This window comes from Paraburkholderia nodosa, assembly GCF_001718195.1.
Taxonomy (GTDB): domain Bacteria; phylum Pseudomonadota; class Gammaproteobacteria; order Burkholderiales; family Burkholderiaceae; genus Paraburkholderia; species Paraburkholderia nodosa_A.
In genome coordinates this window covers 160,982-187,177 of sequence record NZ_MCNV01000011.1, presented here as the reverse complement: position 1 = coordinate 187,177, position 26,196 = coordinate 160,982, and the positions used below count along the sequence as shown (strand labels likewise).

Below are 26,196 nucleotides of genomic sequence, written 5' to 3'. Positions count from 1 at the left end.
CACGCGCGCGCATCTGCAACAAAAAGCGGGTGTGGCGCTATTGCGCCGCTTCTACGTGCAGCAAGGTGTCGATGCGCGCGGGCGAGAACGGAGGGCGCTGGCCATTTTGCGGCCAGCCGAAACAGAACGCCGCCGCCTCGCCGCAAATCTTGCCCTGACAGGGACCCATGCCGCAGCGCGTCTGCAGCTTGGCGTCGCGCCACGACGTATGGCGCGCGACGTCGCCATACGCGACGTCTTCGCAACGGCAAAACACAGTGTCGGGCTGCGGCAGCGCCCGCAACGCGGGGGCGAGTTCGAACGCCGCGTGCAGGCGCGTGGCGAAACGGCGGTAACGCTCGCGTTCGGCAAACAGGTGCCGGGCGTTCGCGTGGTCGCCGAGCGCAGCATACGCGGCGATGCGTCCTTCCACCGCCGCGAGTTCCATGCCGCCCACGCCTGTGCATTCGCCGGCCGCGTAAACCGCTTCGGCGGAGGTCTGCTGCCATTCGTTCACGGCGATGGCGGGAGAACCCGCATGGGTTTCGAGGCGGCAACCCAGCGCCGCGCCGATGCCCGTATTCGGCACGAGGCCATAGGCGCATGCGATCCGGTCGCAATCGACCAGCACGTCGTCGTTGCCGCGCCGCACGCGCGCCTGCGTCACGCGCGTCGTGCCGATGGCTTCGGCAACGTACGCATCGCACCAGTAGGGCGTCGCGCGCAGATCGAAGCGCATGCGCAGCGCCTGGGCGAGTTTCGCGGGCGTATGGACGAGGCCTGCCGCAAATCGGCGCACCGCCTGGGGCGGCGCCTGCTCGACGACGGCGGCGATCGTTGCGCCATGCTGGCGCGCGGTGACCGCGGCGGCCCAGAGCAACGGCCCGCTCCCCGCGATGACGATGCGTTCGCCGCGCACGGGCATCCCGCCCTTGATGAGCGCCTGCAAACCTCCCGCGCCTGTGATGCCCGGCAAGGTCCAGCCGGGATAAGGCAGGAAGCGTTCGCGCGCGCCCGAGGCGACGATGAGCTTGCCGTAAGCGAGCGCGAGCGCACGGTCGGGGCTCTCCGCGAGCAGTTGCCGCCCGGGCAGCGCCTGCACGATGCGGGTGGCGCCCAGCAGCGTGACGTTGGTGCGGGCCGCGAGGGCGTCTAGTACGGCGCGTGCGGGACCGGCGGCGCGATGCCCGGGACCCTGACGCCAGATCTGGCCGCCGGGCAGCGCATTGTCGTCGACGATGCCGACGCTTGCGCCCGCCTGTGCGGCGATGCGCGCGGCGTTCAATCCGGCCGGTCCGGCGCCGATGATCAGGATGTCGAACTTCATGGCGCTGCATTCCCGGTGACGACCTTCATGCCCGCGATGCAAACTGTCTGGCAGGCAAGGCGATGCGGCACGCCGTCGATGGTGACGCGGCATTCCTGGCAGATGCCCATTCCGCACAACGGCCCGCGCAGCGCGCCGCTCACCGAGCACCGCGTGACGGGCGCTGCGTGTTCTGCATGCGCGGCAATGGCGATGGCGGCTGCGACCGAGCTGCCCGGCGCGACGCCCACGTTGCGACCGTCGATCGTCAAGGTCGTATTGGCTTCAGGCATGCACGGCCCCCTGGTCAGCGAAGCGCGCGGGCAGATACGGCGTCGCGTCGATCTCGGCGGCGCGTCCGAGCATCTGCGCGGCAATCAGCTTCGCGGTGCCGAGCGCCGTGGTGACGCCGAGGCCCTCGTGCCCGGTGGCGAGCCACGTCGACGGATGGCTGTCGTCATCGGCGAACGCCGCCGCGGGGCCGATCAGCGGCATGCCGTCGCTCGATGCCGGGCGAAAGCCCGTCCATGCGCGGATCGCGTTGAGCGCGGGCAGTTGCGGCAGATAGTCGGCGGCGCGGCGCAGCATGCGCGCGAGAATCGCCGGCTCGACGGCGGGGTCCGTGCTGTCGAACTGGCGCGACGAGCCGATCAGCAATTGACCGGTCGGCCGCGGCTGCACGTTGAACGCCACCGAGGTGCCGCTCGCGTTGTGCGCGCTTTTGATGTAGCCGAGTTCGAGAATCTGATGACGAATCGCGCCGGGATAGCGATCGGTAATGAGGAGGTGTCCCTTCTTCGCCTGGAGCGGCAGGCGCGGTAGCAACTCGAGCGCCGCCAGGCCGTTCGCGATCAATACCGCGCCCGCGCCGACGACCTCGCCATCGGAGAGGTGTACGCCCACGCGGTCGATACGCACGACTTGCGTCTGCGTGCGGCAGGTCAAGCGGCCGCTAACGGGCTGCTCGAGCAGCCATGCGGCTACGGCAGGCGCGTAAACCACGGCGTCGTTGTCGACGATCATGCCGCCCACGAGGCCCTTGCGCAGCCCCGGTTCCGCTTTGCGCAACTGGCGCGCGTCGAGCATCGAACACGCCACGCCCTGGTGTTGCAACGCCTGCTGACGCGTCTGCGCGAGCGCCAGTTCTTCTTCGTCGGCGGCGACCCAGAGCGTGCCGCAGCGCAGGAACGCGTGGCGCTCGTCGAGACGCGGCGCCAGCGCGTGCCACAGCGCGAGCGACCACGCGCTCAGCGCGAATTCGGCGGGCGTGTCGTCCATCACGACGAGGTGGCCCATGCCCGCGGCCGTCACGCCGCCGCCTATGCCGGCGCGCTCGATGACGAGCACGTTCAGGCCCTGCGCCGCGAGTTCATGCGCGCAAGCCGCGCCCACGATGCCCGCGCCGATCACGACGACATCGTGTCGACGGCTCGAACCTTGCATCACGCGGGAATGCCCCACGCGAACGGATCATCGTCGGAGAAAATCAGTTTGGACTCCGCGCTAATATGCGCGCTGCCGCGAATGCTCGGGCGCACATGGCCCGCGGGGAGATCGGGCGTGGTTTCATAGCAGGCTTCGAACACGCTGCCGATGATGCTTTCCTGGCGCCACCGCGCGCCGGGCGCGAGCGTGCCGTCCGCGGCGAGGCACGCGACTTTCGCGCTCGTACCGGTGCCGCACGGCGAACGATCGTAGGCCTTGCCGGGACACAGCACGAAATTGCGGCTGTCGATGCCCGCGATGTCCGAATGCGCGAACAGTTCGATATGGTCGATCAGCGCGCCGTCCGCGCCGGTCATGCCATTCGCTTCGAGCGCCTGGCGCATGGCCCACGTGGCTTCGGTGAGCGCTTCGACGTTGCCCGCTTCGAGCGTCAGGTTGTGATCGGCGACGAGGAAGAACCAGTTGCCGCCCCAGGCGATGTCGCCGTGCACGCGGCCGTAGCCGGGCACGTCGAGCGGCACGGCCTGGCGGTAGCGATACGCGGGCACGTTGCGCACGGTGACGCTGCCGTCGGCGTGCAGTTCGGCTTCGACGTTGCCGACCGGCGTTTCGATGCGATGCACGCCTGGCGCGATGCGCCCGAGATGCGCGAGCGACGCGATGAGGCCGATGGTGCCGTGGCCGCACATGCCGAGAAAACCGACGTTGTTGAAGAAGATCACGCCGGCAGAGCAGGACGGATCATGCGGCTCGCAAAGCAGCGCGCCGACCATCACGTCCGAGCCACGCGGCTCGTTGACGACGCCTGCGCGCACGCGGTCGAAGTCGCGACGGAATACGGCGAGGCGTTCGGCGAGCGGGCCGCGGCCCAACTCGGGGCCGCCGTCGATCACGAGGCGCGTGGGCTCGCCGCCCGTGTGGGAGTCGATAACGGTCAGGGCTTTCATGCCGACAATCGTAGGTCGCGCCATTTTGGCCGTCTTGCTCGAACGACCCATGCGCGGTGACGATTTCGGCATAGTGCGCCGGGCGTGAATGCGCGGCGGTGAGGCGGAACCCTTGCGCGTGCTTTCGTCAGGCTTTCACGAGCGCCAGCTGCTCCAGCTGGCGCACCACTTCGGCGCGCAGGCGCGGCGGCATGTTCTGGTAGCCGAGCAGGTCGGAGATCCACAGGCCGTCCGCCGCGAGCCGGCAGATCATGAGGCGGGCGGCGGCTTCGAGCGGCAGCGGGTCGGGGCGCGTCCACTTGCGCATGGGCGCGGCGTAGCGCTCGCGAATCGCGGGATCGGTCATCATCGCGGCCACCAGCACGCGCAGCACGTTGGTGCTGGCGGCAGGGCTCGTTTCGTCGATGGTGGTGTGCAGGTAGGCGCGCGCGGCGGCGCCGTGTTTCGGCGTGCCTTGCGCCACGCCTTCGTCGATGCGCGTGTGCATCTGCTGCTCGAAGCGCGTTAGCGTCTGCTCGAAGAGGGCATCGAGCAAGCCCTGCTTGTTGGCGAAGTGATACTGCAGCGCGCCTTTGGTCACGCCCGCGCGTTCGGCCACGGCGTCGAGCGTGACGGCGGGCACGCCTTGATCGGTGGCGATATCGGAAGCCGCTTGCAGCAACTGCGCGCGCACCTGAGCCGGGGCTTTCTTGCGGCGCGTGCCGGCGGCAGGCGCCGCGTCCTTGCGTGGGGAACGGGGTTTCGGGGCCGGGGAGGCCGGCGGAGCCGAGGGGGCCGCTGCGTCAGCCGCCTTCGCGCTGCGCCTTGTCGCGCGCGCGGGCGCCTTGACGGAGGAGTCTTTCATGGCGGCGATCATACCATTCAGGCGCTGCTGCTAAACATTCCGTACGGATGGTATGATCCGCCGATGAAAAATTCCAACCCACCTTTTACCGCCTCTGCAGCCGCCGTGGCGGCGCTCGACGCCTCGATCGTTCGCGGCCGCGACGCGCTCGTGCGAGAGCAGGACGCCGATGGCAGCTGGTGCTTCGAGCTCGAATCGGACGCCACGATCACCGCCGAATACATCCTCATGATGCATTTCATGGGCAAGATCGATACGGTGCGCCAGGAGAAGATGGCGCGCTATCTACGCGCGATCCAGCGTTTGCAAACGCACGGCGCATGGGATCTCTACGTGGATGGCGCGCCCGATGTCTCGTGCAGCGTGAAGGCGTACTTCGCGCTGAAGGCGGCAGGGGATTCGGCGAACGCGCCGCACATGGTGCGCGCGCGGGAGACCATTCTGAAGCTCGGCGGCGCGGCAAAGTCCAACGTGTTCACGCGCATTCTGCTCGCCACCTTCGGTCAGGTGCCGTGGCGCGCCACGCCGTTCATGCCGATCGAATTCGTGCTGTTCCCGAAGTGGGTGCCCATTTCGATGTACAAGGTCGCCTACTGGGCGCGCACGACCATGGTGCCGCTGCTCGCGCTCTGTTCGCTGAAGGCGCGCGCGGCCAATCCGCATGACGTATCGATCGCCGAACTGTTCGTCACCCCGCCCGAGAAGGAGCGCGAATACTTTGCGCGCGGCAAGGGCATCCGCCGGTTCTTTCTCGCGGCTGACCGGGCGCTGCGCCATATCGAGCCGCTGCTGCCGCGCGCGCTGCGCCAGCGCGCCATGAAATATGCCGAGGCCTGGTGCGCCGAGCGCATGAACGGCGAGGACGGCATGGGCGGCATCTTTCCGCCCATCGTCTACAGCTACCAGATGATGCAGGTGCTTGGGTATCCGGAGGATCATCCGTTGCGCCGCGATTGCGAGAACGCGCTGGAAAAGCTGCTCGTCGAGCGCCCGGACGGCAGCGTGTATTGCCAGCCATGTCTCTCGCCGGTGTGGGACACGGCCTGGAGCACGATGGCGCTCGAGCAGGCGTGCACAGTCGTGCCCGCCGATCCGGCGTCGGCCGCGATCAGCGACCAGGAACTGCAGCGGTGCATTGCGCGCGCGTACGACTGGCTCGCCGAGCGTCAGGTGGACGACGTGCGCGGCGACTGGATCGAGAACGCGCAGCCCGACACGCCGGTTGGCGGCTGGGCCTTTCAGTACGAGAACCCGTACTATCCCGACATCGACGACACCGCCGTGGTCGCTGCGATGCTCCATCGTCGTGGCCTTGGGCAGGCGCGCAAAACGGGCACCGACCCGTATGCGGCACGCGTCGCGCGCGCGCTCGACTGGATGCGCGGCCTGCAATCGCGCAACGGCGGCTTCGGGGCCTTCGACGCCGATTGCGACCGCCTCTATCTGAACGCGATCCCCTTCGCGGATCACGGCGCCTTGCTCGACCCGCCTACCGAAGACGTATCGGGCCGCGTGCTGCTGTGCTTCGGCGTGACGGGCCGCGAGGAGGACAAGGCGGCGCTTGCGCGCGCGGTCGAATATGTGAAGGCCACCCAGCGAGCCGACGGCAGCTGGTGGGGCCGCTGGGGCACCAACTACATCTACGGCACGTGGAGCGTGCTGGCGGGTCTCGCGCTCGCGGGCGAGGACCCGAAGCAGCCGTACATCGCACGCGCGCTGGCGTGGCTGCGCGCCCGCCAGCACGCCGATGGCGGCTGGGGCGAAACCAACGACAGCTATATCGACCCGCGCCTTGCCGGCACCAATGGCGGCGAAAGCGCGTCGAACTTCACCGCGTGGGCGCTGCTCGCGCAAATGGCGTTCGGTGACTGGGAATCCGAATCGGTGCGGCGCGGCGTGGCGTATCTGCTATCCGTGCAGCAGGAAGATGGATTCTGGTGGCACCGTTCGCACAATGCGCCGGGGTTCCCGCGCATTTACTACCTCAAGTATCACGGGTACACGGCCTATTTCCCGCTGTGGGCGCTGTCGCGCTTCCGGCGGCTGGCGGCCGGTGCGGTCGCGGTGCGGGAAGTGGAAGAAGCTGCGCTCGCAGTCTGAATTCGAAGCGGGGCGCAAGCGCCCCGCGTGGTTCGCTTAGCGTGACTTCGCCAGCGTAATCGTTTCGAACAACTCATAATTGCCGGTCGGCGTTTGATCCGCACCCGGCGCGTGGTAATAGTTCATCGTGATCGTCGTCTTGCCGCCGTGCGCGCCGGGATCGACGTCGAACACCGCAATGCCATAGCCCGTGCCCGTATCGCGCTGCGCCGACCAGATCGCGTCTTCGAGCGCATCCGCCGTGGGGCGCGCGAACGTGCCCGCGGTCGTGCCCGCCACCGGGTGATTGGGCTTCGTGAACACCTGCGCCTGCGGATTGCCGTTGCCGGCATCCACGCCGTACACGTCGAGCGGCGCGCTCGTGCCGCCGCCGCCCAGGATCAGGTGAATCGTGCCGTGGCTCGTGTCGAAGGTGTTGCCCGTGCCCTGAGCGTGCGTGACGGGGCGCGGCTGAAGCGTGTCGACGCTCGCGCCGGTCTTCGCATCGACGCCCGCGTGATGATTGCAGCCGCGCACCGGGTAGCTGCGCTCGTAGTCGTGATCGTGGCCGCACACCACGAGATCCACGCCATAGCGGTCGAAGAGGGGCAGCCACGCTTCGCGTATGCCCTTGTCCGAGCCGTTGCCCGTCTTCGACGAGCTGAGCGCGTCCTGGTGCATCTGCACCACGATCCAGTCGATATCGTCGTCCTCTCTTGCCTGCTTCAAGGTCTGCTCGAGCCAGCGCGTCTGCACGCCGTTGCTGTAGCCGCGCACGTAGAACGACGTGCCCGGCTGAACCGGCGCGTTGCCCGTGCTCGCCGCGGGCACGAGCGGCGACGGGCCGGCCACGAACGCGGCGGCGTCCTGGTAGACCACGTCGTCGGCGTCGAGCGAGACGAACAGCACGTTGCTCACGCGGAAGCTGTACCAGCGGCCCGAAAACTGCGTGCCGTTATGCGGCAGTGTATAGCGCGTGAGGTACGAATTCAGACCCTGCGGGCCGTTGTAGAACTCGATTTCGTGATTGCCGGGGCACGGCATCCACGGACGATTCGCGGACGACGTCTGATTGTTGTTGCCGAAGTCGCGCCACACGTCGGTCTGGTGCGCGGGATTCAGGTTCGCATAGCAGAGGTCGCCATTGAGCAGATGAAAGAGCGGCTGGAAGCGCTCCACGGCCTCGACGGCGAAGCGGCTTTGCAGCGACGACAGCACCCAGCCCGTGTTCGGCGTGGCGAGGTCGCCGTAGCTCGTGAAGCGGAACTTTACGCGCCCGCGCGGCGCCGTGGTGAAGCTCGACGAAAACGGGCTGCTCGCGTGGCTGTCGTTATCGGCGGTGACTTCGTAGCGGTAGGTCGTGGCCGGGTCCAGCCCGCGCAGCCGCGCGTGATACGTGAAGACGACGCCGCCGGTGAGCCCGTCGGTATAGGTGCGTTGAATGGCGTGCACCGTCTCGTGTTTGCCGCGATCGGCGCTGTAGATCACGCGCGGATTCGTGGAGGAGGCGAGCGATGCCCACGAAACGACGACTTCGCGTGTCGGATCTTCGCCCCAGGTGAGGTGGATCTGCTCGGGCGTGCCGTCGGCTGTGGCGGCGTCGGCTTTCGCGCCGCCCGCGAAAGCGCTGGCCGCGCTCGCGAAGCCGGAAGCGCCGGCGAGCTTGAGGAAGCCGCGGCGCGAGACACTGGCGCCGCTTTCGGTGGATGCATTCTCGGGGATGTCTTTATTCGTCATGTCGTCTCGCCTCGGGAGCAGAAGGCGAAGCCTGCGCTGGCGGACTTGCATGACTGACGCGCGCGGGCGCAAGCATCGCAGGGTGAGTGTCTGCGCAACGATGGCGCGCTTGCATGACCTGGCGATGACACTGCCCTTATTTTACGCAGCACGACGGGCCGCGCTTGCATCGCGCGGCCCGCGCTTGGCCGTTAAGCATGGGCGTGGAACTTCAGGCTCATGCCTGCCGCGACGACTGCTTGCGTATTGCTCGGGAAGTTATTGAACCTCAGGTAGTCGGCGTTGAACGCATTGAGCGAGCCACCCCGGGCGGTCTGCGTGGGCTCGGCAACCATCGTGCGCGTGAACACGAGACCCACCTTTGCCTGCCCGATCGTATAGCTGCCGCCCGCGCCAGGCGTCGTTCGTGCTTCGGTCAATCGACGATCTTCTTCGTAACCACGAGTGCGATCACGAGGAATACCACGCACAGCACCACAAAGATAAAGAACAGGATCTTCGCAATCGCGGCCGCGCCGGCCGCAATACCCGTGAAGCCAAACAGGGCCGCGATCACGGCGATCACGGCAAAGAACAGGGCCATTTTTAGCATGATCGGTTTCCTCCTCGCGTGAAGGCGCCGCCACATGGGCCGCGCTGCTTGATGGACTGACAGCGCACCTGCTCAGCAATCGATGTGCCCAGCACCGGGGCACGCAGCCAGGCGCCTAACCGGGCGGGAATGAAAAACGGCCCGGCGTGCGGGGGCACACGCCGGGCCAAAACGGCGCTGTACAGGGGAGCACGGCGCCGTCGAGGTCGAAAAACGAACTTAACGTTCGCGGGACTGCAGGTGCGTTGCGCTTACAGGTAGGAGGTTCCGTCAATATAGGCCTTGCGCCAGCGAACGATCTTCACGCTCTCGAACAGCCCGACATGCGTGAACGGATCCTGCGCGATGAAGCGCTCGGCTTCCTCGCGCGTTTCGAGATCGACGATATAGATGCCGCCGCCTGCGCTGCTCCCGTCGTCGTTGAGCTTCGCGCCGCAGGCCAGCAACAGCGCCTTGTTTTGCGCGAGAAACGCCAGATGTGAATCGCGCTCGCGTGCGCGCACTTCGGCGTGACCGGGCTTGTCGAACGTTTCGATGAGAAAAGGCATGGCGCGTTCCTCTTAATTGGGCACGATGGCCGACGGATGCTGGGCGAGCGGCGTCACGCTGATCTTCAGGAACGGGAAGAGCGGCAGCGCGGTCAGCAGCGTATGGAGTTCGTCGTTCGATTCGACATCGAACACGCTGTAATTCGCATATTCGCCGGCCACGCGCCACAGGTGGCGCCATTTGCCTTCTCGTTGCAGCTTCTGCGAAAACGCTTTTTCCTCGGCCTTGAGGGCGTCGGCGAAGGCGGCGTCGGTGCCGTGCGGAATCTGCACCTGCATGTGCACAAGAAACAGCATGAATAGTCTCCGGTGAGGATGGGGTTCAGAAAGGGGCGCCTATAAGGGAGAGCCAATCAGCCCCAGGCGAGAATCGCAACCGAATACACGATGCCGATCCAGAACATCATGATGACCGTGTAGCCCATGATGTCCTTGAGCTTGAGCTTCGAAAGCGCAAGCGCGGGCAAGATCCAGAACGGCTGCACGAGGTCGTTCCATGCGTTGCCGAGCATCACAGCCGTCGAGGTATGGCCCACGGAGGCGCCGATGGTCTTCGCCGCTTCGATCATGAACGGTCCCTGAATGACCCAGTGGCCGCCGCCCGAAGGCGCGAAGAAGTTGATCACGAACGAACTGATCAAGCCCCAGAACGGCAGCGTGCCCGGCGTCGCGACCTTCACGAACGCTTCGGAAAGCGTATTGACCAGACCCGAAGACGCCATGATCGCCATGATGCCCGCGTAGAACGGGTACTGCAGAATGATGCCGCTGATCGTGCGAATGCCTTCGTTGAGCTTCTCCACATAGCGGATCGGCGTGCCGAGCAGCAGGATGCCGAGGAACAGAATGAAGAAGTTGATCAGGTTCAGGTCGATCGAGCCGCCCTGCACGAAGTGCAGCGCGACATAGCCCATGCCGATCAGGCCGATCACGTAGCTCAGAAGACGGCTGTTGTTCAGGCGGTTGGCGAGCGTGTTGCCTTCGTCGAGATCCACGCCGAGCGCGGCGGCCTTCTGCTGCTTTTCTTCCTGGGCGCGGTCGATTTCCTTGATCGGCTGACCCGGCTTCGGGTGCAGCCATGCGTTCAGCAGCGGCAGCGTGATGAGGGTCACGAGGCTCGTGATGAGCATGGTGGGCGAGAAAATCGTTTCGGAGAGCGGAATGACGCCCATCTGCGCCTCGAGCGGATGCCCCTTCGTGGAGATCAGCACGGGAATGCTGGCGGAAAGCCCGAGGCCGTAGAGCGTAAAGCCGCTATAGGCCGAAGCGATGATGAGCGGGTAGTGCACGCCTTTCACACGCAGCGCGAGCTTGCGCGCGACGATTCCACCCACCACGAGGCCGAAGCCCCAGTTCAGATAGCTGCCGATGCCGCCCACCAGCGTGGCGACGATGATCGCCATGCGCGGATCGTTCACGCGCGCCACCAGGCGGTTCAGAAAGCGGTCGGTGAGCGGCGCGGTCGCGAGCACGTAGCCCATCGCGAGAATTACCGCCATTTGTGTGGTGAACGCGAGCAGCGCCCAGAAGCCCTTGCCCCAGCTCGTGGTGAGCGCCGTGACGGCTTGTCCTTGCACGATCACGGCAAGGGCCATCGTCAGCAGGGTGAGGCCGATCGCGAAGACGAACGGATCGGGCAAATACCGGCGCATCAGCTCGGTAAAGAAAGCGGTGACTTTCTGCATGGAAGTGTCTCTATCTGAAATGTAATAGTTGTCGGGTCTCTTCGGCTCTCGGCGCGTGTTCGATGCGCTTATGAGTCGTCGTGGCTTTGGGTCTTGCGATGGCGGGCGAGATGCATGAGCTGGCGGTCGCGCCAGCCCACGCGCTCGTCCCATTGATCGAGCGGCAATGCCGCGCGTCTCGCCGCCTCGACCTCGGCGACGAGTTCGGGCGTCCACGGGTCGTGCTGGCCGCGCTCGGCGCCCATGCGCGCGTACGAGGGACCCATCTTCTGCGCATGCGAGGCGATGCCGCCGCGCGTGTTCAGATCGACGGTCTCGAACGGGCCGATCACCGACCAGCGCGGGCCGAGGCCTTCACGCATCACGGTGTCGATGTCTTCCACCGACGCGACGCCGTCGCGCACGAGGCAATACGCTTCACGCAGCACGGCGCCTTGCAGGCGGTTGAAGATGAAGCCTTCCACTTCGTGCTTCACGCGCACGGGCTTCATGCCCGCTTCGGCGTAGAGCGCGATCGCGCGCGTGGTCGCCGCTTCGGACGTGAACGGTGCGGGCACGACCTCGATCATGGGTACGAGGTAGGGCGGGTTGCCGGGATGGGCGACGAGGCAGCGCGCGCGACCCGGCAGTGTAGCGTCGACGAATTTCGAAGCCGCGAGAAACGACGAAGCGCTCGCGAGGATCGCTTCGGGCGGCGCGGCGCGGTCGAGCTGCGCGAAGATTTCGCGCTTGAGTTCGGCGCGCTCGGGTGCGCATTCCTGCACGAGATCGGCGTGCGCCACCGCGGCTTCGAGCGTGTCGACGATCGCGACGCGTGTGGCGATTTGCTGTGCGCTTTCGTCGAGCAGCGCGTGTTGCGTAAGAGCGTCGAGGCGCAGCGCAATCTCTTCAGGCGCGGCGGCGCGGCGTGCCGCGTCGGGATCGTAGAGGCGCACGCGCCAGCCGGCCCGCGCAAAGCAGATCGCGAACGCCACGCCGATGCTGCCCGCGCCGACGATGCCGGCGCGGCGCGGTTCGCATGGTTGTGCAGGCGTTTCGAGGGCCGCCATCGTCAGACTCCCGCGACGCCAACGGTCATGCCGCCGCACACGTAGAGCACCTGGCCGGTCACGAAACCGCTGCGCGCGTCGAGCAGATACGAGGCGGCATGCGCGACATCGTCGGGGGTACCTACACGTTTGACCGGCACGGCGTTGATGATCGCTTCGGTGCGCGGCGCGCCGGGCGGGTTGGCGCGGTCGAACAGTTCGGTGCGAATCGGGCCCGGCCCAATGGCGTTCGCGGTCACGCCGAATGCGCCGAGTTCGAGCGCCCACACGCGCGTCATGCCGATCAACGCGGCCTTGGTGGCCGAATAGGCCGTACGCAGCTCTTTACCGAGCGCGGCGCGCGACGACATGTTGACGATGCGCCCGAAGCGCGCCGCCTTCATGCCGGGCAACAGCGCCTGCATGCACTGCTGCGCGCAGCGCACGTTGAGGGCCCATGCGCGTTCGAGTTCTTCGAGCGACTGGTGCTCGGCGTCATTGGGCACGACCACGCCCACGTTGTTGATGAGGCGCGTGATCGGGCCGCCTTCCAGCGCGCGGGCGAGTGCGGCTGCCGTTGCCTCGGTGTCGGAGAGATCGGCGATGATGCCGTCGCCCACGCGGTCGATCACGACGGCTTCGTAGCCATCGGCCGCGCAGCGCGCGGCGCACGCGGCGCCGATGCCGGCGGCGCCGCCGGTAATCAGGACTCTTTCTTTAGCCATGTTTTTCGGGAATGCGGATAAAACAGAGGATAGCGAAGCAGTTCGTCAAACCGTGGCGACCGGCGTGACGGGCGAGCCCATGGCCCCAGGCAGCCGCAGCGGCGGCGCGGTGAGCATGAAGCGCGAGTGCCGGTGCTCGCGCAGCCACAGGGCGAGATCGCGCAAATACCAAAGCTCGCCCAGCGGCAGGCCGAGCTTGAAGAGACAGTGGTGATGCAGCGGCATGAGCGGGTGATCGCCCGGTGTGGCGGGCGCACGCGCGGGGTAGCGTTCGACGGCGTAGTTGTCGGCAGCGAGCGCCGCGATGCCCGAATCGGTGATCCATTGCAGCAGGCGCTCGTCGCGCCCGTCGAGTGCGCTGCAGTGGCTCGACAACACGGCTTCGTCGGGCTGGCGGTTCATTTCGAGCACCATCTCCGCGAAACCGGTGCGCAGCACGAGCATGTCGCCGCGCTCGACTTCCACGCCGTCGGCCTCGATCACGCGCATCAGGTCGTCGTAGCCCACGGTGCGAAACTCGCGGCCAAAATGCGCGGCGAAATCGATCAGCACGCCGCGCCCTTGCATGCCCTTCACGGCAAGATGCTCGATGCCGAGCACATCGGCATGGCTATGCTCTCCCCCGCACGCGTGAGGCGCGAAGTTGTCTTCCGCGCGATATTCCATCGGGCCGACCACGTCCACGTTCGCGCGAAAGCCGTTGTAGTAGACGCTTTCGGCCACGCCGTCGCCGTTGGCGTCGAAGCGTGCGCCCACGTGCGCGAGCGAATCCCACTGCGTGGAGTATTGAAGCGAGAGCAGCACCTGGTCGTCGCTCACCACGTCGGTCGCGCCCGCAACGTTCCGCGCGAACGGGAAGTTCACGTAGGGCACGCCGTCGCGGAAGGTAGGGCGCAGCACCGGCGGATGGCGGCGCACGTTGAGCTTGCTGTCGCCGGGAAAGTCGAGCGGCAGTGAAAGGGTGAACGTGAGGCCCGCGCGAATTTCCTGCGCGCCCTTGAGCACCTGCTCGGCGCCGATGAGGTTGGGGCGCCCCAATTGATCGTCGGGACCGAAGTCGCCCCAGTTCGAGCCTTGCGGCCGGTTCTTCCAACGCATGCTTGACCCTCCACTTCAGGAATTTCGCGCTTCGCGCATCGCTGCAGTCAGTGCCCGAGACGTTTAACGTGCCTCAGGCTGCGAGCAGAGTTGGCGGGATTTGCGCGTACACCTCGAGCAACGCCTTCACGGCGTTCTGCTCGTTCTTGAGAAGGCGCGCCTTGGGCGCGCCGATGACGAGCGCAAACGCCTCGCCATGGATCAGGAAACCGCGCGCGAGGCCGGCTACGTCCTCCACGCTCTCGCCCGTCGAGCGATGCCAGCCGTCCGTCACGCCCTGCTCGACATCGCGCTCGAACGCGCCGCGCTCGATCACCGCGCCGTTGGCCGAGTGCAGCTGCGGCTCGCAACTGTCGAGCAGTTTGCGGCGCGCGGCCGGAGCGAGCGCGCCGAGCAGCGCCTTGCCCGCGGCGCTCGCAATGGTCATGAAGCCGCCCGGCTCGTCGCTGTAGCGGATCTTCTGGCGCGACTCCATCACGTCGAGATAGACCACGCGGTTGCCCGCAAGCGTGGCGAGCGCGGCGGTTTCGCCGGTTGCGTCGCGCAACGCCGAAAGCAGCGGCTGGAACATCAGCGTGAGCGGGTCCTCGCTGCAGATGTCGCGCGCCACATGCAGAAGACGCTGCGTGGGGTAGTAGCCCGCCTTCACGCCCGGCGCGTACAGATAGCCTTTGGCCACCATCGTCTGCAACAGCGCGTGGCAGCTCGACAGCGGGATCTCGGTTCGACGCGCAATCTCGCTGTAGATCATCGGTTGCCGGACTTCGGCAAAGAGGTTGATCACGTCGAAGACGCGCACTGCAGTTTTCACATCCATGAGAGCATTATCGACATACCGATAACCAGCTGACAATACGATTACGGGTAAACACCTAAATCGGCGCGTCGATCAAGTCCGCGCCCCCGTTTGCGTTCGAGCACTTGCCGCTTCGCGTTTTGTAACGTATCGTTTTGATACGTTACGATTCGAGCTATTAGGAGGCAACGTGCATTCACGCTTCGACCGTTTCAAGGCGACACCGCTCGCCAGCCAGCTGGAAGCCTTGATCGACGCGCCTGGGCGCTATGTGGAGTACGCAGTACTCTCACGCGTCGGCGTGGCGGCGATTGCCGCCGTGGCCGAGGAAATCGCGCAGAAGTTTCCGGAAATCGGCGAAGACACCACGGCGCGCCAATACTGCGGCGCGCTGGTTGCCGAGGTGATGCGCCGCCACGGCCACGAAGTCGCTCAGGCGCGGGGCCGCGTGAGCGGGGCGCTTTTCAGCTATGGTGCGGTGTTCAGCGCGCAGCCGGTGGTCCTGCCGTTCGAAGCGGTGATCGAAGCGCTCGCAACCATGCCGGAGCGCTTCGCGGCACTCGTCAAGCGCGTGCCTATGGATCTATGGGCGCGCCGGCCAGGCGGCACGGGCTTCTCGTTGCTCGAGCACGCGTGCCATTTGCGCGATCTCGACGCCGTATTCGCCGAACGATTCAGTGTCGTGCGCAAGGCTCAACTGCCGGAAATCGCATCGGTGAACGGCATGGTGCTCGCGGAAGAACGCGAATACCTGAAGCAGGATCTCGTCGCCGCAATGGGCGAATTCAGCGAAGGGCGGCGCCGTCTTTGCGCCTCGCTCAAACGCCTCACGCCCGAGCAGCGCTTGCGCTGCGGGCTGCGCGACGGCGTCCGGCGCATGACGTTGGAAGAACTCGTGCGTGAACTGCTCGACCACGACCGTACGCACGGGCTGGAGCTGGAAGAGCTGGAAAGCGAGCTGCAGGAAGCGGCTTAACCCCGCGCCTTTTCGGCCTCCTGGTACAGCTCGCGCAGCGACTGCCCGAAGGTGGCGTCGACGTCGCGCAGCACGCCCGCGCGCGTGAACATCGCAACCGGCGGCAGCGTCCAGTCGAGCGTGTACGGCACGATCGCCACGCCCGCGAAGTGCACGAGTTCCTCGGCGATATCGGCGGGCACGATCGACACGGCGTTCTCGTTCGTGCTGATCATCTCGCCGATCAGCCGCGACGTGTAGCTCTCCACGATCGGCACGGGCGGCGCCACGCCCGCATGCAGGAAGAGGTCGGAAATCTGCTCGCGGATGGGCGTGTGCGGCGCGCCCAGGATCCAGTCCAGTTCGACAAGTTTTTCCCAGTCGAGCTTGCCGCGCGCGAGCCGCGCCGCGAGCCGGCGGCTGGCGATGAGCCGCGGCTTTTGCTGATGCAGCACCTCGAAGCGCAACTGCGAGACGTCGACCGCCGAAGACGCGCGCCCGATCACGATATCGAGCGTATGGTCGCGCAGTTGCGGCAGGAGTGCGTCGCTCGTGCCTTCATGAATCGTCATGGTGACGCGTTGCGGCAGCCGCGACTGCGTGAGGCGAATGGCGGCGGCGAGCGTGCGCCCCGAGATGAACGGAATCACGCCCACGTGCACGCGCGTGGCGTGGCCGGCCACCACGGCTTCGATGTCGCGCGCGAGGTGGTCCAGGTCGTGCAGCATGGCCTGGGCACGTGCGAGCACCACATTGCCGAGCGCTGTAGGCGTCATGCCGCGCGGCGTGCGGTCGAAGAGCGGCGCGCCGAACATGCTCTCCATTTCAGCCAGCGCGTTGGTGACGGCGGGCTGGCTCGTCGCCATGTGTTCCGCCACGCGCGTGAGCGAGCCGTGCTGGCGGATCTGCAGGAGCAGGACCAGATGGCGCATTTTCAGGCGCGTATTCAACCGCCTCGTCACGTCGTCAATGCTGAAAGACACGATTCCCCAGGGTATTACCAAAAAATGATGGCCCCATACTAAATCAAAATGAGCAGGTTATGAGGTCTCTCTAGAATCGCCTCATTCGAACATGACCGCCGCGCCTTCCGTGCGTGCGGCACACCATCAGAGTGAGGAACATGAACAAGACCGATCGTCAGGCCGCCCTCGAATATCACGAATTCCCCACCCCGGGCAAGATTTCGGTGACGGCCAGCAAGCCGCTCGTCACCCAGCGCGACCTCGCGCTCGCCTATACGCCGGGTGTGGCCGTGGCCTGCGAGGAGATCGTCGACAATCCGCAGAACTCGTTCCGCTACACGGCGCGCGGCAATCTGGTGGGCGTGATCACGAACGGCACGGCCGTCCTCGGCCTCGGCAACATCGGCGCGCTGGCCTCGAAGCCGGTCATGGAAGGCAAGGCGGTGCTCTTCAAGAAGTTCGCCGGCATCGACGTGTTCGACATCGAAATCACCGAAAGCGATCCGGACAAGCTCGTGGACATCATCGCGAGCCTCGAAGCCACCTTCGGCGGCATCAATCTGGAAGACATCAAGGCCCCCGACTGCTTCACGGTCGAGCGCAAACTGCGCGAGCGCATGAAGATTCCGGTCTTCCACGACGATCAGCACGGCACCGCCATCACCGTTTCGGCCGCGTTCATGAACGGCCTGAAAGTGATCGGCAAGGACATTTCGAAGGTCAAGGTCGTGACATCGGGCGCGGGCGCGGCGGCGCTGGCCTGTCTGGATCTCATGGTGGATCTGGGCCTGCCGCTCAAGAACATCTGGGTGACCGACATCGACGGCGTGGTCTACCAGGGCCGCACGACGCTCATGGACCCGGACAAGGAACGCTTCGCGCAGGACACATCGGCGCGCTCGCTGTCCGACGTGATCGAAGGCGCGGACGTGTTCCTCGGCCTGTCGGCCGGCGGCGTGCTCAAGGCCGAAATGGTCAAGAAGATGGCGGACCAGCCGCTGATTCTCGCGCTTGCCAACCCCACGCCGGAAATCTTCCCCGAGGTCGCGCTCGAAGCGCGCCCGGACGCGGTGATCGCCACGGGCCGTTCGGACTTCCCGAACCAGGTCAACAACGTGCTGTGCTTCCCGTACATCTTCCGCGGCGCACTCGATGTCGGTGCAACGACCATCACGCGTAACATGGAAATCGCGGCGGTGCACGCGATCGCCAAGCTCGCGGAAGAAGAGCTGAACGATTCGGTGGCGGCCGCATACGGCGCCTATGACCTGCGCTTCGGCCCGAAGTACCTGATTCCGAAGCCGTTCGACTCGCGTCTGATCGTGCGTATCGCGCCGGCCGTTGCGAAGGCGGCGATGGAAGACGGCGTGGCCACGCGTCCGATCGACGACTTCGCCGCCTACACGAACGAGCTTCAGCAGTTCGTGTATCACTCGGGCGCGTTCATGAAGCCGATTTTCGCGGCCGCGAAGCAGTTCGTGCGTGATGGCGGCAAGTCGCGCATCGTGTTCGCCGAAGGCGAGGAGGAGCGCGTGCTGCGCGCGGTGCAGGTGATCGTCGACGAGAAGCTTGCGCGTCCGATCCTGATCGGCCGTCCGGAAGTGCTGCTCGCCCGCATCGAGAAGTTCGGCCTGCGGCTGAAGCTCGGCGAAGACGTGGAAGTCACGAACCCCGAGTACGACGAGCGCTTCCACCAGTACTGGACGACCTATTGGGAACTGCGTTGCCGCGACGGCATTTCGAAGGAGATGGCGCGCGTGGAAATGCGCCGCCGCCTCACGCTGATCGGCGCGATGATGGTGCGCCTGGGCGACGCGGACGGCATGGTGTGCGGCACGGTGGGCGCGTATCACGACCACCTGCGCTTCGTCGACGAGGTGATCGGCAAGCAGCGCAACGCGAATACGTACGCGGCGATGAACATCCTGCTGCTCGACAAGCGCACGGTCGCGATCGTCGACACGCACGTCAACGACAACCCGAACGCCGAGCAGATCGCCGAATTCACGCTGGCCGCGGCACGCCAGATGGAATGGCTGAACCTGCAACCGAAGGTCGCGCTGCTCTCGCGTTCGAACTTCGGCTCGGGCAGCTCGGCTTCGGGCACGAAGATGCGCGAAGTGCTCAAGCTGGTGACGGAAAAAAATCCCGACCTGGAAATCGACGGGGAAATGCACGGCGACTGCGCGCTGGACGAAGCCCTGCGCCTGCGCATCCTGCCGCATTCGAAGCTCAAGGGCGCGGCGAACCTGCTCGTGTGCCCGAACGTGGACTCGGGCAACATCGCCTACAACCTGCTCAAGACGGGTGCGGGCAGCAACGTGGCGGTCGGCCCGTTCCTGCTGGGCGTGAATGCGCCGGTGAACGTGCTGACGTCGAGCTCGACGGTGCGACGCATCATCAACATGGCCGCTTTGACCGTGTTGCAGGCGAACCGCGACTAAACGCAGGCACAGGACGCACACAGTGCGTCCCGATGAAAAACGCGCGATGGCTTCCAGCTGTCGCGCGTTTTTTTGCTTTGGCAGGTCAGGGCGCCGTTGCGGCGAGCTGTTCGTCGATCAGGCGGCAGGCCGCGCTGTAGCCGCCCATCAAGGCGTCGATATCGGAGTGGAAGGGCAGCCCGGCGGCGTTGTCGATTCTCAGGGGCGAGGGGACGGCGCGCTCGTCGATTGCCGCGATGCTCACCACCGCTGCATAGCGAGGCCGTTCGATTTCCAGGCGCTCGAGCGGGAGCGTGCCATTTGCTTCGACGCCAACGCGGATTGCGTAGCCGCGATATTCATAAGTGCGATTCATGACTGCATTGCCGTGCGGATTACAACCTGCAAGGGTACGGCGCGCGAGCTTAAGTCAACCTTAGGTAAGCACTGAATGAACTGGAAGAGACCTTTCTGCGCTGCGCATCAATCGAGGCAAGACGAAAGGCGCTGAAAGGCGTTGGTCGGTAAGGTGCATAAACAATTATCGTCCGACAATAAAAGCGTAATCGCAGGCGCCTCTCCTTAAGGTTCTCATCAGCCTGGAGCAGGCACGATCCCTTCATGCTGCCCAGCTTCGCGCGTTGCCATGCGCCTGACATTCGCGAGGCGTAGGGTATAACCAGCCAGACTCGATATCGTTGTCCGCGCAACTTTCTGGAGTGCAGCCCCATGAAGCCGCCGGCCGATCGCCTGCACGCCTACCTGTTCGTCGCTTCGCTTTCGGCGATCCTCATTCAGGTCGCCGTGTTCATTTCCATTCTTCTGCTGCACGTGCCGGAACGCGCCTTCGAATCGTCGCCGTTTCGCGTGGCCGTGGTCGCCGCAATCGGCGGCGTGCTGCTCGTCGTGCGCAGGCAGGCGCGGCGCGCCACGCGCGAGGCCGAGTCCCGCAACCGCAGTCAGGCGAAGCGGCGTGCCACGCGCGCGGCGTGCGCCTCGAAGCGCGCGGCACGCGCGCCGCTGCGGGCGCGCCATCTCCGCAATGCCATGACGGCGGCTGCGCCCCGCTCGAGCGCACGTTGAGTCGCGAGGCGCGCGCTCGCCTCAGCCGTCCACCGGCGGGGCGGGCATCTCCAGATTGAGCTGGTAAAACGCGGCGTCGAGCCAGCGTCCGAACTTGAATCCCGCTTCCTTGATCGTGCCCGAGTGCGTGAAGCCCAGCTTGACGTGCAGCGCGATGCTGCCGGCATTGGCGGCGTCGATGCAGCCGACGATCACGTGAATCTGTTCCTCACGGGCGCGGCGGATCAACTCGAGCAGCAGGCGTTCGCCGAGGCCGCGGCCGCGCTGGTCGCGGTGCACGTAGACGCTGTGCTCGACCGTGTACTTGTTGGCGGGAAACGCGCGAAACGTGCCCCAGCTCGCGAAGCCGAGCAGCGTGCCGGCCTCGTCTACGGCGCCCACCACCGGAAAACCGTTCGCGCGCTTGGTGCCGAACCACGTGACCATGGCCTCGGGCGGACGCGGCTTGTAGTCGTAGAGCGCGGTCGAATTGACGATCGCGTCGTTGAGGATCTCGAGAATCGCCGACGCGTGGTCCGTTTCGTTGCAATCGATGAAGCGCACGCCATCGCTGCGTGAGTTCGAATTCATGGGGAATCCTCTTTAAATGAAAAGGCTGGAAGATCGAGGCGAATGACGCGGGTTCAGAGTCCGCTCGCATCGCAAATCGCGACGACGTAACGCGCGGCCTGCGAACCGGGATTGCTGAAGATGAGCGGCTGATCGAGCCGCATGGCGAGGCAATCGCCTGCATGAAGCGCATGCCGTTCGGTGCCCAGTTCCACGTCGATCCGTCCTTCCATCACCCAGACCTGCTGGTGAATCACAGTCTCGCGGCTGCCCGTTTCGTAGGCTACGCGCGCGCCGGCCGGGAAATCCACTTCGACCAGCTGGATCGGCGAAGGCCAGTTGGGCGGCGACACGCTCCGGCGCGTATAGCCCGATTGCGGGTCGCGCCACTGTACCTGCTGCGCACGGCGTACCAGCGGCTCGGCGGGCGTGCTCTCGCCGCTGGCGCCGAACAGGCTCGCCATCGAGACCGACAGCCCCGCCGCGAGCTTTTCGAGCACTACGGCCGTGGGGCTGGCGGCGCCGCGCTCGATCATCGAGATCATCGAACGGCTCACGCCGCTGCGCGCGGCCAGCGCGTCGAGCGTGAGGCCGCGCGTGGCGCGCAGGTCGCGCACGCAGCGGGCAATGCGCTCGTTGATGCCGGCGTCGGTCGGGGTATCCATGGGGTTCGTTTCCAAGATGATGGAGTCATTATCCAGTAAATTGGAAATTGCGGTCAATAAAAAAGCGTGCGGCCCGGCATCAGGGCCACACGCTCGACGAGCGTTAAGCCTTTTCCGGCAGGAACCAGTTCATCACGAGCGCGCAAATGCCGCCCGTTGCGACGCCCGACTCCAGCACGTTCTTGAGCGCATGCGGGAGGCTGGTCAGAATCTCCGGCACCTGCGAGACGCCCAGGCCCAGTGCCAGCGACACGGCGATGATGAGCAGCGCGCGGCGGTCGAGGCGCGTGCCCGCGAGGATGTTGATGCCCGAAGCGGCCACCGCGCCGAACATCACCATGGCTGCGCCGCCCAGCACGGGTTCGGGTACGGCCTGCAGCAAGCCGGCCACGGGCGGGAAGAGGCCCAGCACGACGAGCATGCCCGCGATCCAGAGGCCAACGTGGCGGCTGGCAATGCCGGTGAGCTGGATGACGCCGTTGTTCTGCGCGAACACGGAGCTGGGAAACGTGTTGAAGAAGCCCGCGAGCAGCGAGTTGAAGCCGTTCACGAGTACGCCGCCCTTGATGCGCCGCATCCACACCGGGCCTTCCACCGGCTCCTTCGACACCTTGCTGGTGGCGGTGACGTCGCCGATCGCTTCGAGCGAGGTCACGAGGTAGATGATCAGCATCGGCACGAAGAGCGACCACGAGAAGCCCAGGCCGAAATGCAGCGGGGTCGGAATCTGGAACAGCGCGGCTTCGCGCGCGCCGGTGAAGTCGAGCCGACCCATTGCGCCCGCAACGATATAGCCGATGGCGAGTGCGATGACGAGCGCCGTGCTGCGCACCCAGACGACGGGCACGCGGTTGAGCACGATGATGGTGCCGAGCACGAGGCCCGAGAGCGTGAGGTTCTGGACGCTCGCGAAGTTGCCTTTGGCGATGGCGCCATAGCCGCCGCCCATGCTGATGAGGCCGACCTTGATGAGCGTGAGGCCGATCAGCAGCACGACGATGCCGGTGACGAGCGGGGTGATGAGCCGCTTGACGAAGGGCAGGATGCGCGACACGGCCATTTCGACGAACGAGCCCGCAATGACGACGCCGAAGATGGCGGCCATCACGGATTCGACGGGCGTGCCCTGCTTGACCATCAGGCTGCCGCCCGCGATGAGCGGTCCGACGAAGTTGAAGCTCGTGCCCTGCACGATGAGCAGGCCTGCGCCGAGCGGCCCGACGCGCTTGCATTGCAGGAACGTGGCGATGCCGGAGATCACCAGCGACATCGAGACGATCAGCGTGGTGTCGCGGCTGGAGACGCCCAGCGCCTGGCAGATCAGGAGCCCTGGCGTCACGATCGGCACGAGGATCGCGAGCAGATGCTGGAGCGCGGCCACGAAGGCGATGGTGGGCGCGGGGCGGTCGTTGGGGCCGTAGACGAGGTCGTGGGTGAGTTCGGTGTCGTTCGCTTCGCGGGCAGCGGCGGGCGAGGTCGATGGAGCGGAGTGCATCGGGCGCGGCGGGGGAATAGAGAAAGCGCAGCATTTTAACGGAAGCTTCGGGGCAACCCTGGGCGCGCCTGCTTCAGGGCGCGCCCGCGTCCCGCTACTTGCCGTTGCGCGCCCGCGCCTGCTCGGCGTGCGCCTTGTAGTCATAGGTCGGATAAAACTCCGTGTGGTAGCCGCCCCATGCGGTTTCCTCGATCGCGCGGTTCACCTCGCGCAGCCGGTCGGCGGGCACCCGCAGCGTCACGACCTGGCCGATCCCCATCATCACGTACCACGAGACCACTTCGATGCCGGGCGGCGGGAAGGCCTTGTAGAAGCCCTGTTCCGCGAGTTGCTGATTGATCTTCGGCAGCGGCTTCGACTCGTCGTGCTTCAGGAAGATCGTCAGGAGGAAGGTGCCGTCGCCGGCTGGCGTGGCGGAGGCGGCGGGCGCAGCCGGAGGCGTCGCGCCGGGGTTCGTTTGCGCGGCGGCGGGAAGCGGGTTCAGCAGCGGGGCCCACAGCGGGGCCAGCATGGCGGCCACGGCGGCGCCTGCTATCCATTTGCGTACGGCATGCATCGGCTTTCTCCTGATTCGGGTGGGCAAGCCCTTACAATAGGTCGGTCCTCACTTGCATGCCAAACGAGCCAATGACACGAGATCCTCGCCTCACCCTGAACGCGCGCCAGCAGGCAATGCTCGAATGGGTGCAACGCGACGGCTTCGTCACGGTCGACGATCTCGCCTCGCATTTCGACGTCACGCCGCAAACCATTCGCCGCGACGTGAACTGGCTCGCCGACATGAATCTGCTGCGCCGCTATCACGGCGGCGCGAGCCTGCCCACGAGTGCGGAGAACGTCTCGTACAGTGCACGGCAGCACATGTTCCACGAGGAGAAGCGCCGCATCGCGGCCCTGGCGGCCCAGCACATTCCCGATCAGGCCTCGCTCTTCATCAACCTCGGCACCACGACCGAGGAAGTCGCGCGCGCGCTCAATCATCATCAGGGACTGCGCGTCGTCACGAACAACCTCAACGTGGCGAGCGTGATGAGCGGCTACCCCGACTGCGAAGTGATGATCACGGGCGGCGTCGTGCGGCCCTGGGACAAAGGCATCGTCGGCGAGCACACCATCGACTTCATCCGCCAGTTCAAGGTGGATTACGCGATCATCGGCACCTCGGCCATCGAGACCGACGGCACGCTGCGCGACTTCGACACGCGCGAAGTCCGCGTGGCGCAGGCCATCATCGAGCATGCGCGCACGGTCTACCTCGTGGCCGACCATTCGAAGGTCGGCCGCCCGGCGCTCGTGCGCCAGGGGCACCTGAGCCAGATTCACGCGCTCTTCACCGACCAGCCGCTGCCCGAGGAAATGAACGAGGCGGTGCTCGCCGCGGGCACGCAGGTTCACGTCGCCGCATAAGCCGCGGGATTTTCGTACGCGCTTTTTCCGGGCGCGTCGTCTGTGCGTCTTCTCCATTTCCGATCTGCCATCCAACGCGCTTCGCGAGCGGGCGGGGTGCTGCCCATCGGGCGCGCAAGGCCCCGTTTTCATTCGCGCCCGACGAACGTTCGATAATGTCCGATGTATGTTCGTTTACGCACTGCTTTCGGTCAAAAGCCCGAAAATCGAACCTTTACTTTTTCGTTCATGTTCGATAAATTTCGAATTCGAACATTTCGAGGTTCGTTTTTCTTTCAGGGACACAGCAGGGTGACTCAACAGAACCGGTACGATCTGCTCGTCGTGGGCGGCGGGATCAACGGCGCGGGCATCGCGCGCGACGCGGCCGGCCGCGGGTTGTCGGTGCTCCTTTGCGAGCAGGACGATCTCGCCTCGCATACCTCGTCGTGCAGCACCAAGCTGATTCACGGTGGGCTGCGCTATCTCGAGTACAGGGAATTCGGGCTCGTGCGCAAGGCGCTGCAGGAGCGCGAAACGCTGCTGCGCGCGGCGCCCCACATCATGTGGCCGCTGCGTTTCGTCATGCCGCACATGCCGAATCTGCGTCCCGCCTGGCTCATTCGCATGGGCCTGTTTCTCTACGACCATCTTGCGAAGCGGGAATTGCTGCCGGGCTCGCGCGGCATCGACATGCGCCGCCATGCGGCGGGTGAGCCGCTCATCGACTCGATCCAGCGCGGCTTCGTGTATTCGGACGGCTGGGTCGACGACGCGCGCCTCGTCGTGCTCAACGCGCTCGACGCGCAGGAGCGCGGCGCGCAAATCCTCACGCGCACGAAGCTCGTATCCGCCGTGCGCACGAACGCCACGAACGGCGCGCAAAGCGAATGGCAGGCGCTCCTGCGCCGCCCGGACGGCAGCACCTTCGACGTGCGCGCTCGCGCCATCGCCAACGCGGCCGGGCCGTGGGTGGGCGAGGTGCTCCACGGTGCGCTCGGGCGCGGCGCGCAGCACAGCGTGCGGCTCGTGAAGGGCAGTCATATCGTCACGAAGCGCCTGTTCGAGCACGACCACGCGTACATCTTCCAGAACCCGGACAAGCGCATCATCTTCGCGATTCCGTACGAGCACGACTTCACGCTCATCGGCACGACCGACGTGGAGTATCACCACGACCCCGCGAAGGTCTCGATCGACGGCGACGAAACGCGCTACCTGTGCGAGTCGATCAACCGTTATTTCAAGCGCAAGATCTCGCCGACCGACGTGCGATGGACCTACTCGGGCGTGCGTCCGCTGCTCGAGGAAGAGGGCGCGGAGAATGCGTCCGCCGTCACGCGCGACTACAAGCTCGAACTCGACGAAACCGCCGGCGCGCCGCTGCTTTCGGTGTTCGGCGGCAAGATCACGACCTTCCGCAAGCTCGCGGAAGAGGCATCGGACATGCTGTGCCGCGTGCTCGGCCACGCCGCGCCTTCGTGGACGGCCGGCGCGCCGCTGCCCGGCGGCGATATCGCGAACGCGCGTTTCGAGCCCTTTGCGCAGGACTTCGCGAGACGCCATGCGTGGCTGCCTGCACCGCTTGCGCGCCGCTACGCACGCGCATACGGCACGCGCGCCGAGCGGCTGCTCGACAACGCGCAATCGCTCGCGGGCCTCGGCTGCGAAGTCGCGCCGGGCATCTTCGAGGCCGAATTGCGCTACCTGCGCAACGCCGAATGGGCCACGCGCGCGGAAGACGTGTTGTGGCGCCGCTCGAAGCTGGGCCTGCATGTCGCGCCGGGCACGCTCAACGGCGTGGCCGCCGCAATCGATCACTGGTTTGCCGCAACAAGCGCGACGGCGACCGCGCAGCACTGAAG

General features: G+C 65.9%; 27 protein-coding genes. 6 read left to right on the top strand and 21 right to left on the bottom strand.

From position 1 onward, the window contains the following. Positions 1-37 precede the first annotated feature (37 nt). The 5 genes from BFD71_RS20520 to BFD71_RS20500 form a co-directional block, all read right to left on the bottom strand. A complete protein-coding gene (locus BFD71_RS20520; protein ID WP_069266133.1) occupies positions 38-1,306 on the bottom strand; it encodes an NAD(P)/FAD-dependent oxidoreductase in 1,269 nt (422 codons plus the stop codon). Further along, entirely contained in the window at positions 1,303-1,578 is a 276-nt protein-coding gene (locus tag BFD71_RS20515) for a 2Fe-2S iron-sulfur cluster-binding protein (RefSeq protein ID WP_069266132.1), read from the bottom strand. Before BFD71_RS20515 ends, BFD71_RS20520 begins: the two co-directional genes overlap by 4 nt. Next, positions 1,571-2,728, bottom strand: coding sequence for an NAD(P)/FAD-dependent oxidoreductase (locus BFD71_RS20510; protein WP_069266131.1), 1,158 nt, complete (start codon positions 2,726-2,728; stop codon positions 1,571-1,573). The genes BFD71_RS20515 and BFD71_RS20510 overlap by 8 nt, the downstream gene beginning before the upstream one ends. Continuing rightward, positions 2,728-3,687: a 4-hydroxyproline epimerase gene (locus BFD71_RS20505; RefSeq protein ID WP_141710745.1), complete on the bottom strand. Its 960-nt coding sequence runs from the start codon at positions 3,685-3,687 to the stop codon at positions 2,728-2,730. The genes BFD71_RS20510 and BFD71_RS20505 overlap by 1 nt, the downstream gene beginning before the upstream one ends. 118 nt (positions 3,688-3,805) lie before the next feature. Further along, on the bottom strand, positions 3,806-4,522 hold the full coding sequence (locus BFD71_RS20500) for a TetR/AcrR family transcriptional regulator (protein WP_069266187.1): 717 nt from the start codon (positions 4,520-4,522) through the stop codon (positions 3,806-3,808). Positions 4,523-4,585: 63 nt separating this feature from the next. On the opposite strand from BFD71_RS20500, the gene shc reads away from it, so the two are divergent. After that, positions 4,586-6,622, top strand: a complete 2,037-nt coding sequence (gene shc / locus BFD71_RS20495) for a squalene--hopene cyclase (RefSeq protein ID WP_069266130.1) — start codon at positions 4,586-4,588, stop codon at positions 6,620-6,622. 36 nt (positions 6,623-6,658) lie between these two features. Here the strand turns inward: shc and BFD71_RS20490 are convergent, their stop codons facing one another. From BFD71_RS20490 to BFD71_RS20450, 10 genes are all read right to left on the bottom strand, one after another. Then, a complete protein-coding gene (locus BFD71_RS20490) occupies positions 6,659-8,338 on the bottom strand; it encodes a purple acid phosphatase family protein (RefSeq protein WP_069266129.1) in 1,680 nt (559 codons plus the stop codon). A 191-nt stretch (positions 8,339-8,529) separates the two neighbouring features. Next, positions 8,530-8,757, bottom strand: coding sequence for a hypothetical protein (locus tag BFD71_RS20485; protein ID WP_069266128.1), 228 nt, complete (start codon positions 8,755-8,757; stop codon positions 8,530-8,532). Continuing rightward, positions 8,754-8,930, bottom strand: a complete 177-nt coding sequence (locus tag BFD71_RS39210) for a DUF1328 family protein (RefSeq protein ID WP_028203043.1) — start codon at positions 8,928-8,930, stop codon at positions 8,754-8,756. Before BFD71_RS39210 ends, BFD71_RS20485 begins: the two co-directional genes overlap by 4 nt. 251 nt (positions 8,931-9,181) lie before the next feature. Next, positions 9,182-9,478 carry a YciI family protein gene (locus tag BFD71_RS20480; protein WP_069266127.1) on the bottom strand — a complete coding sequence of 99 codons (297 nt, stop codon included), beginning with the start codon at positions 9,476-9,478 and terminating at the stop codon, positions 9,182-9,184. Positions 9,479-9,490: 12 nt separating this feature from the next. Continuing rightward, positions 9,491-9,775, bottom strand: coding sequence for a muconolactone Delta-isomerase (gene catC / locus BFD71_RS20475; RefSeq protein ID WP_069266126.1), 285 nt, complete (start codon positions 9,773-9,775; stop codon positions 9,491-9,493). 56 nt (positions 9,776-9,831) lie between these two features. Beyond that, positions 9,832-11,163 (bottom strand): short-chain fatty acid transporter, encoded by a 1,332-nt coding sequence (locus tag BFD71_RS20470; RefSeq protein ID WP_069266125.1) that lies wholly within the window; start codon positions 11,161-11,163, stop codon positions 9,832-9,834. Positions 11,164-11,231: 68 nt separating this feature from the next. After that, positions 11,232-12,212 (bottom strand): 3-hydroxyacyl-CoA dehydrogenase, encoded by a 981-nt coding sequence (locus BFD71_RS20465; RefSeq protein ID WP_069266124.1) that lies wholly within the window; start codon positions 12,210-12,212, stop codon positions 11,232-11,234. Between the two features lie 2 nt (positions 12,213-12,214). Continuing rightward, a complete protein-coding gene (locus BFD71_RS20460; RefSeq protein ID WP_069266123.1) occupies positions 12,215-12,916 on the bottom strand; it encodes an SDR family oxidoreductase in 702 nt (233 codons plus the stop codon). Between the two features lie 45 nt (positions 12,917-12,961). Beyond that, complete coding sequence (locus BFD71_RS20455; protein ID WP_069266122.1) at positions 12,962-14,014, bottom strand: cyclase family protein; 1,053 nt, start codon at positions 14,012-14,014, stop codon at positions 12,962-12,964. Between the two features lie 73 nt (positions 14,015-14,087). Beyond that, entirely contained in the window at positions 14,088-14,831 is a 744-nt protein-coding gene (locus tag BFD71_RS20450; RefSeq protein WP_069266121.1) for an IclR family transcriptional regulator, read from the bottom strand. A gap of 169 nt (positions 14,832-15,000) precedes the next feature. On the opposite strand from BFD71_RS20450, the gene BFD71_RS20445 reads away from it, so the two are divergent. Continuing rightward, positions 15,001-15,786, top strand: coding sequence for a DinB family protein (locus BFD71_RS20445; protein ID WP_069266120.1), 786 nt, complete (start codon positions 15,001-15,003; stop codon positions 15,784-15,786). Here BFD71_RS20445 and BFD71_RS20440 read toward each other — a convergent pair. Further along, the gene (locus BFD71_RS20440) at positions 15,783-16,748 is read right to left on the bottom strand and encodes a LysR family transcriptional regulator (RefSeq protein ID WP_069266119.1); all 966 of its coding nucleotides are present in this window, start codon (positions 16,746-16,748) and stop codon (positions 15,783-15,785) included. The genes BFD71_RS20445 and BFD71_RS20440 overlap by 4 nt on opposite strands. A 140-nt stretch (positions 16,749-16,888) precedes the next feature. On the opposite strand from BFD71_RS20440, the gene BFD71_RS20435 reads away from it, so the two are divergent. Next, positions 16,889-19,174, top strand: a complete 2,286-nt coding sequence (locus BFD71_RS20435; RefSeq protein WP_069266118.1) for an NADP-dependent malic enzyme — start codon at positions 16,889-16,891, stop codon at positions 19,172-19,174. 85 nt (positions 19,175-19,259) lie between these two features. Here the strand turns inward: BFD71_RS20435 and BFD71_RS20430 are convergent, their stop codons facing one another. After that, a complete protein-coding gene (locus BFD71_RS20430) occupies positions 19,260-19,529 on the bottom strand; it encodes a hypothetical protein (protein ID WP_069266117.1) in 270 nt (89 codons plus the stop codon). Between the two features lie 353 nt (positions 19,530-19,882). Here BFD71_RS20430 and BFD71_RS20425 point away from each other — a divergent pair, with 353 nt between their 5' ends. Then, a complete protein-coding gene (locus BFD71_RS20425; RefSeq protein WP_069266116.1) occupies positions 19,883-20,236 on the top strand; it encodes a hypothetical protein in 354 nt (117 codons plus the stop codon). 21 nt (positions 20,237-20,257) lie between these two features. Here the strand turns inward: BFD71_RS20425 and BFD71_RS20420 are convergent, their stop codons facing one another. The 4 genes from BFD71_RS20420 to BFD71_RS20405 form a co-directional block, all read right to left on the bottom strand. After that, positions 20,258-20,806: a GNAT family N-acetyltransferase gene (locus BFD71_RS20420; protein WP_069266115.1), complete on the bottom strand. Its 549-nt coding sequence runs from the start codon at positions 20,804-20,806 to the stop codon at positions 20,258-20,260. 53 nt (positions 20,807-20,859) lie between these two features. Continuing rightward, the gene (locus tag BFD71_RS20415; protein WP_069266114.1) at positions 20,860-21,450 is read right to left on the bottom strand and encodes a helix-turn-helix domain-containing protein; all 591 of its coding nucleotides are present in this window, start codon (positions 21,448-21,450) and stop codon (positions 20,860-20,862) included. A 103-nt stretch (positions 21,451-21,553) separates the two neighbouring features. Then, positions 21,554-22,945 (bottom strand): uracil-xanthine permease family protein, encoded by a 1,392-nt coding sequence (locus tag BFD71_RS20410; protein WP_069266113.1) that lies wholly within the window; start codon positions 22,943-22,945, stop codon positions 21,554-21,556. 94 nt (positions 22,946-23,039) lie between these two features. After that, a complete protein-coding gene (locus tag BFD71_RS20405) occupies positions 23,040-23,501 on the bottom strand; it encodes a hypothetical protein (RefSeq protein WP_069266112.1) in 462 nt (153 codons plus the stop codon). A gap of 71 nt (positions 23,502-23,572) precedes the next feature. On the opposite strand from BFD71_RS20405, the gene BFD71_RS20400 reads away from it, so the two are divergent. Both BFD71_RS20400 and glpD read left to right on the top strand, forming a co-directional pair. Further along, positions 23,573-24,352 (top strand): DeoR/GlpR family DNA-binding transcription regulator, encoded by a 780-nt coding sequence (locus BFD71_RS20400; RefSeq protein WP_069266111.1) that lies wholly within the window; start codon positions 23,573-23,575, stop codon positions 24,350-24,352. Positions 24,353-24,643: 291 nt separating this feature from the next. Continuing rightward, positions 24,644-26,194, top strand: coding sequence for a glycerol-3-phosphate dehydrogenase (gene glpD, locus BFD71_RS20395; protein WP_069266110.1), 1,551 nt, complete (start codon positions 24,644-24,646; stop codon positions 26,192-26,194). The last annotated feature ends 2 nt before the right edge of the window (positions 26,195-26,196 follow it).

What these genes read in the sequence shown, in the direction of transcription:
- BFD71_RS20430 (WP_069266117.1), bottom strand. Translation starts at nt 19,529, where the DNA reads ATGAATCGCACTTATGAATATCGCGGCTACGCAATCCGCGTTGGCGTC.
- BFD71_RS20415 (WP_069266114.1), bottom strand. Translation starts at nt 21,450, where the DNA reads ATGGATACCCCGACCGACGCCGGCATCAACGAGCGCATTGCCCGCTGC.
- BFD71_RS20515 (WP_069266132.1), bottom strand. Translation starts at nt 1,578, where the DNA reads ATGCCTGAAGCCAATACGACCTTGACGATCGACGGTCGCAACGTGGGC.
- BFD71_RS20435 (WP_069266118.1), top strand. Translation starts at nt 16,889, where the DNA reads ATGAACAAGACCGATCGTCAGGCCGCCCTCGAATATCACGAATTCCCC.
- BFD71_RS20510 (WP_069266131.1), bottom strand. Translation starts at nt 2,728, where the DNA reads ATGCAAGGTTCGAGCCGTCGACACGATGTCGTCGTGATCGGCGCGGGC.
- BFD71_RS20425 (WP_069266116.1), top strand. Translation starts at nt 19,883, where the DNA reads ATGAAGCCGCCGGCCGATCGCCTGCACGCCTACCTGTTCGTCGCTTCG.
- BFD71_RS20480 (WP_069266127.1), bottom strand. Translation starts at nt 9,478, where the DNA reads ATGCCTTTTCTCATCGAAACGTTCGACAAGCCCGGTCACGCCGAAGTG.
- catC (WP_069266126.1), bottom strand. Translation starts at nt 9,775, where the DNA reads ATGCTGTTTCTTGTGCACATGCAGGTGCAGATTCCGCACGGCACCGAC.
- BFD71_RS20455 (WP_069266122.1), bottom strand. Translation starts at nt 14,014, where the DNA reads ATGCGTTGGAAGAACCGGCCGCAAGGCTCGAACTGGGGCGACTTCGGT.
- BFD71_RS20520 (WP_069266133.1), bottom strand. Translation starts at nt 1,306, where the DNA reads ATGAAGTTCGACATCCTGATCATCGGCGCCGGACCGGCCGGATTGAAC.
- BFD71_RS20450 (WP_069266121.1), bottom strand. Translation starts at nt 14,831, where the DNA reads ATGGATGTGAAAACTGCAGTGCGCGTCTTCGACGTGATCAACCTCTTT.
- shc (WP_069266130.1), top strand. Translation starts at nt 4,586, where the DNA reads ATGAAAAATTCCAACCCACCTTTTACCGCCTCTGCAGCCGCCGTGGCG.
- BFD71_RS39210 (WP_028203043.1), bottom strand. Translation starts at nt 8,930, where the DNA reads ATGCTAAAAATGGCCCTGTTCTTTGCCGTGATCGCCGTGATCGCGGCC.
- BFD71_RS20490 (WP_069266129.1), bottom strand. Translation starts at nt 8,338, where the DNA reads ATGACGAATAAAGACATCCCCGAGAATGCATCCACCGAAAGCGGCGCC.
- BFD71_RS20500 (WP_069266187.1), bottom strand. Translation starts at nt 4,522, where the DNA reads ATGAAAGACTCCTCCGTCAAGGCGCCCGCGCGCGCGACAAGGCGCAGC.
- BFD71_RS20400 (WP_069266111.1), top strand. Translation starts at nt 23,573, where the DNA reads ATGACACGAGATCCTCGCCTCACCCTGAACGCGCGCCAGCAGGCAATG.
- BFD71_RS20410 (WP_069266113.1), bottom strand. Translation starts at nt 22,945, where the DNA reads ATGCACTCCGCTCCATCGACCTCGCCCGCCGCTGCCCGCGAAGCGAAC.
- BFD71_RS20460 (WP_069266123.1), bottom strand. Translation starts at nt 12,916, where the DNA reads ATGGCTAAAGAAAGAGTCCTGATTACCGGCGGCGCCGCCGGCATCGGC.
- BFD71_RS20470 (WP_069266125.1), bottom strand. Translation starts at nt 11,163, where the DNA reads ATGCAGAAAGTCACCGCTTTCTTTACCGAGCTGATGCGCCGGTATTTG.
- BFD71_RS20465 (WP_069266124.1), bottom strand. Translation starts at nt 12,212, where the DNA reads ATGGCGGCCCTCGAAACGCCTGCACAACCATGCGAACCGCGCCGCGCC.
- BFD71_RS20420 (WP_069266115.1), bottom strand. Translation starts at nt 20,806, where the DNA reads ATGAATTCGAACTCACGCAGCGATGGCGTGCGCTTCATCGATTGCAAC.
- BFD71_RS20405 (WP_069266112.1), bottom strand. Translation starts at nt 23,501, where the DNA reads ATGCATGCCGTACGCAAATGGATAGCAGGCGCCGCCGTGGCCGCCATG.